This is a genomic window from Trinickia sp. (assembly GCF_051961175.1).
Classification (GTDB): Bacteria; Pseudomonadota; Gammaproteobacteria; order Burkholderiales; family Burkholderiaceae; genus Trinickia.
The window spans coordinates 1-6,447 of the sequence record NZ_JBQCDN010000462.1 but is presented as its reverse complement, the minus strand read 5'-3'; the positions used below and the strand labels follow the sequence as shown (position 1 = coordinate 6,447).

Here is a 6,447-nt window from a genome sequence, read left to right as displayed (position 1 = left end):
TTCTTCCGAGGCTGGGCTTCAGGCGGAGGGCGCTGCCCGTCTATTAAAATTTCGAGGGAATTAGTACTATGGAAACCGGTGTCGTAAAATGGTTCAACGATGCTAAAGGCTTTGGCTTCATCACGACCGACAAGGGCAATGAGGACGTGTTTGCGCATTTCTCCGAGATTCAAGCTGAAGGCTTCAAGTCTCTGAAAGAAAATCAACGCGTTCAGTTTGATGTGAAGACCGGCCCGAAGGGCAAGCAAGCGGCGAACATCCGCCCGCTGTAATACGTTTGTCCAGGCAAGCCGCGCCCGGCCGTTTTCGTGACGGCACCTGTCGGCGCGGCACGCATCCTTCCAAGGGCGCTCGGGTGGTGCATACTTCGTTAGTCGAAGCACCCGAGCGCCCTTATTCATGTCAGATCCAACGTTGCTGCCCCCATTGATCGATGCGCCCATCGTGTTCGTTGATCTCGAAACCACGGGCGGCTCGGTCGCCGAGCATCGAATTACCGAAATCGGCATCGTGCAAGTCGGGCAGGGCGGCGTCTCGCGTTGGAGCACGCTCGTCAATCCTCAGCAGCGCATCCCCCCCTTCATTCAGTCGCTTACAGGCATTACCGACGACATGGTTCGGCATGCGCCTACGTTCGCGTCGCTTGCCGCCGAATTGTTCGAGCGGCTGGATGGCCGGCTGTTCGTTGCCCATAACGCGAGTTTCGACCGAGGCTTTTTGCGCGGCGAGTTCCAGCGTGCCGGTTTGGCCTTCAATCCCGACGTCCTATGCACGGTCAAGCTTTCGCGCGCGCTATGGCCGCACGAGAAACGTCACGGGCTCGATGCGCTGATCGAACGCCACGCGCTCGAGCCGCTGGCGCGCCATCGTGCGTTGGCGGATGCCGATTTGCTCTGGCAGTTCTGGCAGCGGCTGCACGGTGCCTGGGCGCCTGATGTCCTTCGCGCTCAAATCGATCGCACGGTGCGGCGCTACCGTATCGCGGGAGACATCACCGAGGACATGATCGATGCCGCGCCGGCAGGGCATGGTGTTTATGCGTTCTTCGATGCGGCCGACGCGCCGCTTTACGTCGGCCGCAGCGTGCGGCTGCGGCAGCGGGTACGCGCGCATCTGACGGGCGAGCGGCGCTCGGCCCGGGAAACCCGGATCGCCGAGCAGGTGCGCCGGGTGAAGTGGGTGGCGACCGGCGGCGAAGTCGGTGCGCTGCTGACGGAGGCGCAGTGGGTGGCTGCATTGCGCCCGCTGCATAATCGGCAGCCGCGCGCCGGGCGCGCCGAATCGCTGGGTGCGGCGTGGCCGTTCGAGGCGGCGATCGTGTTCGAAGAGCGGGGCGACGAGTCCGCGGCCGAGCCGGTGTTCCATGTCGTCGACCGGTGGTGCTACCTGGGCGCCGCACCCACGCTCATGGCGGCGCGTGCCCTTGCGGCTGCAACAGCCGAGCCGGCGTACGAGCCGTCGACGTTCCGCGTCTTGCAGGCGCATCTGGCTCGCGGGCTTCGTGTGACGCCGTTGGAAGCAATAGGGGTGCGCGAGGCGGCTGACGCGGCGTAGCCTGCGAGCCGCGCGCAGGGGAGGGAGGCTAGCCTTGGGCGCCGACGCCGCCCGATGCGCAGACGTGGGAAAGGGCTGTGTTGAGCGCGGATGCGTCGATGGCCCCATAGCGCGTCAGCGCTTTCCAATTCGTTACGCTGTGTGCAAGCCGGGTAGGGCAATCTTCGCTCTGGCGCGCAGGCTGCACGTGCGCTAGCGCCGTCATCAACGCTTGCGTCAGGCGATCGAGTTGCGGCCGGGTGCTCGTTGCCAGATCCGGTGCGACGCCGGATGGCGGCGCCGACGTGCGCCAGCGTGCGAATAGCGCCGTCTGCACCTGTTTGCTGGCGTCGATCTGATCCTGAAAAAACGCGCGAGCGAAGGCCGGGTCGACATTGGCTGTCTGTGCGCGCCGCTCGACGTCGGCGAGCAATGCGGACTCGCGGGGCGCGTCGGTGATCGGGCGATGGTTCGCCCATTTCCATTGAGCGACAGGCACGGCCAACGCCAACCGCTCCGATACAAGGGCGACCAGGTTAGTCATGGCGGTCTCGTCGCCATCGGCGCGCGCACCGGCACACGCCAGCGAAAGGGCGAAACAAAGTGCGACGACAGGCAGCGCCCTGCGGCGCGCGCGAGCCGTCATTCGGCGCAGGCTCCCAGGCCCGCGATCGTCATTTCGGTTCGCACAATTTTCGTTGCTCGTCGAAGAACGCGCGCACGTGCTCGGGCAGTTCGGTCGCCAGAAACTCCACGCCTACCGGTTCCGGATCCGGGCTGGACACTTTCTCGGGGGGCGGAATTCTGGTGGGCTTGGCTTCCATGATTGATCTCCTGGCACGTGACGATTATCCGACGCGGTTCCTTCGAAGCGCCAGCGCCGAATCTTTTTTTAACGCTTTGTTGCATTAACGGCACAGCCTCGCGCGCTTTGAAGAGAGCTCGATGATTCTTTGACGAAAATCAAATCGAGCGTATGTGCCGCGTGGATTCGCGTTGGGTGCAAGCTTGTGGCGCTTTTCAACGGATGTCCGTCTCGGAACGCACGTGAATACGCGGTTCTCATTGCATCGGGCGCCGTACGTGGGGAGATTCACGCAGTCTTTATCGCTTAGCCTCCTTGCCGGGTGGGTGAACCGGATGTCCGTTCTTTCATTCGCCGATTCGCTCATCGGCGCGTCGGCGCATCGGCGCATCGAATAACGGCACCCCCGCGCGAGCGGGGGGGCGATGCTTGGGCGTTACGTCCGTGGCGCCGGCACGTGGATGGGGCGATCGAACGCGTCGCTCTTGCTGCGCACGTCGACATGCCCATGGATGCGCGCTTGGTGGCCGTCTTCGAACATGTAGTACGGGAACGGGCGTGCGGGCTCGGAGACAGCATCGAGCCGCGCGCCCAGTGCCGGATCCAGGTCGAAATCGAGCGATGCCATCGAATCGCTCAACTGTTCGGGTTTCGTCGCGCCGACGATGATGCTCGCGACGCCGCGCTTGCGATGGAGCCAATTCAGCGCGACCTGGGCCATCGGCCGGCCTGCCTCACGGGCGACGGTTTCGAGTTCGGCGACGATGCGGAAATTGCGTTCCGTCAGTTTGTCGAATCCCGGCGGCGGCTTGGCGCCGGGGTTTTCGGAGAGGACCGTTTCGAGCCGGCCGCTCCCCGTGAAGCCGCCCTGCGACGGCTTATATTTCCCGGAAAGCACGCCCATCCCGAGCGGGCTCCAGGGGACGAGGCCCATTCCCAGCTCCGTCGCCAAGTCGGCGAATTCCAATTCGGCGTTGCGCTCGATCATCGAGTACTCGAGCTGCATGGCGGCAACCGGTTCGAACCCGCGCCACTGTGCCAGGGTTTGCGCACGCGCCGCGAACCACGCGGGCGTATCGGACAGCCCGACATAGCGAATTTTGCCCGCACGGACCGCATCGTCCATCGCCCGCATGACTTCATCGACCGGGGTCATGCGATCCCACGTGTGCAGGTAGTACAGATCGATGTAGTCGGTGTTCAGGCGCTTGAGCGAGCCGTCGAGCGCCCGCATGAAATTCTTGCGGTGGTTGCCGCCCGCATTGGGGTTGCCGGCTTGCGCGTTGTAGCTGTATTTCGTCGCTATCACCAGTTGATCGCGCAACCCGCGCGCCGCGACGAATTTGCCGACGAAGCGTTCGCTCGTGCCCTCGGTGTACAGATCGGCGGTGTCGATGAAGTTGCCCCCTGCGTCGACGTAGAGGTCGAACAAGCGTTGCGCCGTCGCTTCGTCGGCGCCCCAGCCCCATTCGTCGCCGAACGTCATCGTGCCCAGCGAAATCGGCGAAACGCGCAGGCCCGAACGGCCCAGGAGGGTGTAGCGGTTCATCGTCATGTCAGTGCTCCTTGCGTTGGGAGGAAGTGTCGATGGGCGTATCGTGCGGCATTTGATCTTATGGAAAAATAGCGGCTGGCTGGATTCATTGTGAAGCTCAGCTTAATAAAAGAACGAAGGGAGTCGGCTTATGGATCCGGCACAACTGCCCGCGCTCGTGGCATTCGCGAACGTTGCGCGCCACGGAAGCTTTACGCGGGCCGCGGCGGAGGGCGGCGTTTCGGCGTCTGCTTTGTCTCAGTCGATCCGCGCGCTCGAAGCTCGGTTGAACGTGCGGTTGTTCAATCGGACGACGCGTCGGGTGGCGTTGACGGAGGCGGGCGCGCAGTTTTTGGAACGCGTGCGCCCGGCGCTTTCAATGTTGGACGCGGCCTGTGAGGCGCTCGACGAATCGCGCGGCGAACCGGCGGGTACGCTGCGCGTCAATCTTCCGCGCATCGCGAGCGATTTGCTCGTTATGCCGCATATGGCGGAGTTCGCACGCCGCTATCCGGGCGTCGTGGTGGAATTGGCGTTGGAAGAAGGGCTGACCGATCTCATCGGAGAGGGGTTCGATGCGGGTATCCGCTTGGGCGAGCAACTGGCGCGCGATATGGTCGCAGTGCCGCTATCGGGGCCTTTGCGTATCGCGGTGGCAGGTTCGCCCGAGTATTTCGCGCGCTATTCGAAACCTTCGACACCAGACGATCTGATACGGCATAACTGCCTGCGTTATCGATTCTCGACGAGCCGCGGGATTTATCGTTGGGAGTTTGCCGAGGCGGGCGAGCCAAACCGCACCTTCGAGGTAGCGACGGCGGGAACGTTCGTCACCAACGATCTGCGTACGATGGTGTGTGCGGCGGAACAGGGCGTAGGGCTGTTGCACGTCATCGAGGATTTCATTCGGCCGCAACTGGCCGATGGTCGGCTCGTGCGCGTGCTCGACGATTGGTCGCTGACGTTCGACGGCTTTTCGCTTTATATGGCGAGCCGGACCCAGATGCCGTTGAAGCTGCGCGTGTTTGTGGATTTCTTGAAGGAGAGGTGCCGCGCGGGCAGGGGGCGATGAAGCGATCCTGTCCCGGACATCGCAGAAATGCAAAAGCCCGGCGGTTAACCGGGCTTGCGTTTCATCAAAAGGGAAGACCGCTGGGTACTGCTTTGCTTTCTGGGGCAACGGGGAAAGACTGTCTTTCGGTGCGGCTACCCACTCGGTCGTGGGGTGGGCCGGTCGTTGACTTGCCGAGATGAGGTTAGGCCCGTATAGTGAGCATCGTTGCAGGCGAGCGCGGAGCCAGTAGAGGTCGTCGCGAGACGGCAGCCCGAATGGGTGGGATCCTCGAATCCGGGGCCTGCAACAGTTCCTCCTTTCTTCTTTTCAGTTGGCAACCACGGCCAACACCCGCTTCTTCTCCTCCGCGTCGGTACACCAAAATTTCAGTCCGTATCCGTCGGCCGTTCCTCGATTCCGATAGATGTTGCGTGCCAATAGCCGCAGGTACCCGTCTTCCGTTTCTCCGTACACAGAGCGGTGGACCGAGTAGAAAACTCCTGTGGCGACTGCATCGACGATTTGTAGTCCGGCGAGTTGGTCGTGGGAGACTGCGCTGACTGCATCGGGATCGACGCTATCCCAATGAATTCGCACTTCTGACAGCGCTCGCAGGCGCCGCAAGTAATCGCGAAGATCCTCGTACGACATCGCCGAGCGATTCGAGAAGATCAAGTCTGCGAGACCATTACCCTTGTCCGTGGCCTGATAGTAGTCTCGGCAGAGCCAACTCACGCGCTCAAGCAGCAAACGGGTCGCATAGCGATAGAGCGAGAACTTTTCCTGTCGAAATTTTTCCGGGTCCGCGATCGATGGCTTATGGACGAGGATATGGATATGCCGCAGGGGCGATTCTCCAATTCGGCGAACGAACGGTACCCGCTGCTCGTGCTTGAGATGGCGGAAGTGCAGCGCGTACTTTGGTTCCTTCTTCAAGAGGATGCGCATGTCCTTCGCCAACTGTACAAGTTGAAGATCCCGCTCCTTTCTGATCACGACGGCGGACAACACGAACCATCTGGAACTCCCGTGTTCATTGGGTAGGAATTTGAAGCCCTCGTCTCCTGATTCGTCAATGTAGACGCGGAAGCTGCTCGGCATATCGCGTGGTCTTGAAGCTTGGAAAGGACGTGCATCCGTGGTGTCGATCGGTTGCGCAATTTTCGGATGCCACGATTCGCACGTTCGTTGTGTCAAACGCGGCGTAATGATAGGGGGAGGTCGGCGGCAGTCACGCAATGACGAGACTTATCAGACTCGTCCGAGGTCTATGCGATTCAGAGTTGTGCGATTCACGCCGCTCCATGCTGCCAACCGGTGGCGCGCAATCAGCCGCTACGCCAGCCAAAACAAAAAGCCCAGTCACGAGGACTGGGCTTTTTGCTTGAATCTTGTGGTGCCGGAAAGAGGAATCGAACCCCCGACCTTCGCATTACGAATGCGCTGCTCTACCGTCTGAGCTATTCCGGCATCAACATCAGAGAAACGCGATTATAGCGACACTTTTCGAAGGTGCGCAAG

Annotated in this window: 7 protein-coding genes and 1 tRNA gene; 3 read left to right on the top strand and 5 right to left on the bottom strand. The window is 61.7% G+C overall.

Features of this window, described 5'->3' with window-relative positions; genetic code table 11:
• Positions 1–68: 68 nt before the first annotated feature.
• Positions 69–272, top strand: coding sequence for a cold-shock protein (locus ACTHL0_RS26250; protein ID WP_102646167.1), 204 nt, complete (start codon positions 69–71; stop codon positions 270–272).
• A 127-nt stretch (positions 273–399) separates the two neighbouring features.
• Positions 400–1,554, top strand: a complete 1,155-nt coding sequence (locus tag ACTHL0_RS26245; protein ID WP_440570019.1) for an exonuclease domain-containing protein — start codon at positions 400–402, stop codon at positions 1,552–1,554.
• Positions 1,555–1,582: 28 nt separating this feature from the next.
• On the opposite strand, the gene ACTHL0_RS26240 is transcribed toward ACTHL0_RS26245, so the two are convergent.
• From ACTHL0_RS26240 to ACTHL0_RS26230, 3 genes are all read right to left on the bottom strand, one after another.
• Entirely contained in the window at positions 1,583–2,179 is a 597-nt protein-coding gene (locus tag ACTHL0_RS26240) for a chorismate mutase (RefSeq protein ID WP_440570018.1), read from the bottom strand.
• Between the two features lie 28 nt (positions 2,180–2,207).
• Positions 2,208–2,357: a hypothetical protein gene (locus ACTHL0_RS26235; protein WP_440570016.1), complete on the bottom strand. Its 150-nt coding sequence runs from the start codon at positions 2,355–2,357 to the stop codon at positions 2,208–2,210.
• A 417-nt stretch (positions 2,358–2,774) separates the two neighbouring features.
• The gene (locus ACTHL0_RS26230; protein WP_440570015.1) at positions 2,775–3,893 is read right to left on the bottom strand and encodes an aldo/keto reductase; all 1,119 of its coding nucleotides are present in this window, start codon (positions 3,891–3,893) and stop codon (positions 2,775–2,777) included.
• Positions 3,894–4,023: 130 nt separating this feature from the next.
• Between ACTHL0_RS26230 and ACTHL0_RS26225 the strand changes: the two genes are divergently transcribed.
• Positions 4,024–4,944, top strand: a complete 921-nt coding sequence (locus ACTHL0_RS26225; protein ID WP_440570013.1) for a LysR substrate-binding domain-containing protein — start codon at positions 4,024–4,026, stop codon at positions 4,942–4,944.
• 309 nt (positions 4,945–5,253) lie between these two features.
• On the opposite strand, the gene ACTHL0_RS26220 is transcribed toward ACTHL0_RS26225, so the two are convergent.
• Both ACTHL0_RS26220 and ACTHL0_RS26215 read right to left on the bottom strand, forming a co-directional pair.
• Entirely contained in the window at positions 5,254–6,027 is a 774-nt protein-coding gene (locus ACTHL0_RS26220; protein WP_440570011.1) for a DUF3800 domain-containing protein, read from the bottom strand.
• Positions 6,028–6,320: 293 nt separating this feature from the next.
• A tRNA-Thr gene (locus tag ACTHL0_RS26215) sits at positions 6,321–6,396 on the bottom strand.
• Positions 6,397–6,447: the final 51 nt, after the last annotated feature.

Excerpts from the sequence above, each read along its gene's own strand:
- ACTHL0_RS26230 (WP_440570015.1), bottom strand. The coding sequence starts at position 3,893 with ATGACGATGAACCGCTACACCCTCCTGGGCCGTTCGGGCCTGCGCGTT.
- ACTHL0_RS26235 (WP_440570016.1), bottom strand. The coding sequence starts at position 2,357 with ATGGAAGCCAAGCCCACCAGAATTCCGCCCCCCGAGAAAGTGTCCAGC.
- ACTHL0_RS26220 (WP_440570011.1), bottom strand. The coding sequence starts at position 6,027 with ATGCCGAGCAGCTTCCGCGTCTACATTGACGAATCAGGAGACGAGGGC.
- ACTHL0_RS26225 (WP_440570013.1), top strand. The coding sequence starts at position 4,024 with ATGGATCCGGCACAACTGCCCGCGCTCGTGGCATTCGCGAACGTTGCG.
- ACTHL0_RS26245 (WP_440570019.1), top strand. The coding sequence starts at position 400 with ATGTCAGATCCAACGTTGCTGCCCCCATTGATCGATGCGCCCATCGTG.
- ACTHL0_RS26240 (WP_440570018.1), bottom strand. The coding sequence starts at position 2,179 with ATGACGGCTCGCGCGCGCCGCAGGGCGCTGCCTGTCGTCGCACTTTGT.
- ACTHL0_RS26250 (WP_102646167.1), top strand. The coding sequence starts at position 69 with ATGGAAACCGGTGTCGTAAAATGGTTCAACGATGCTAAAGGCTTTGGC.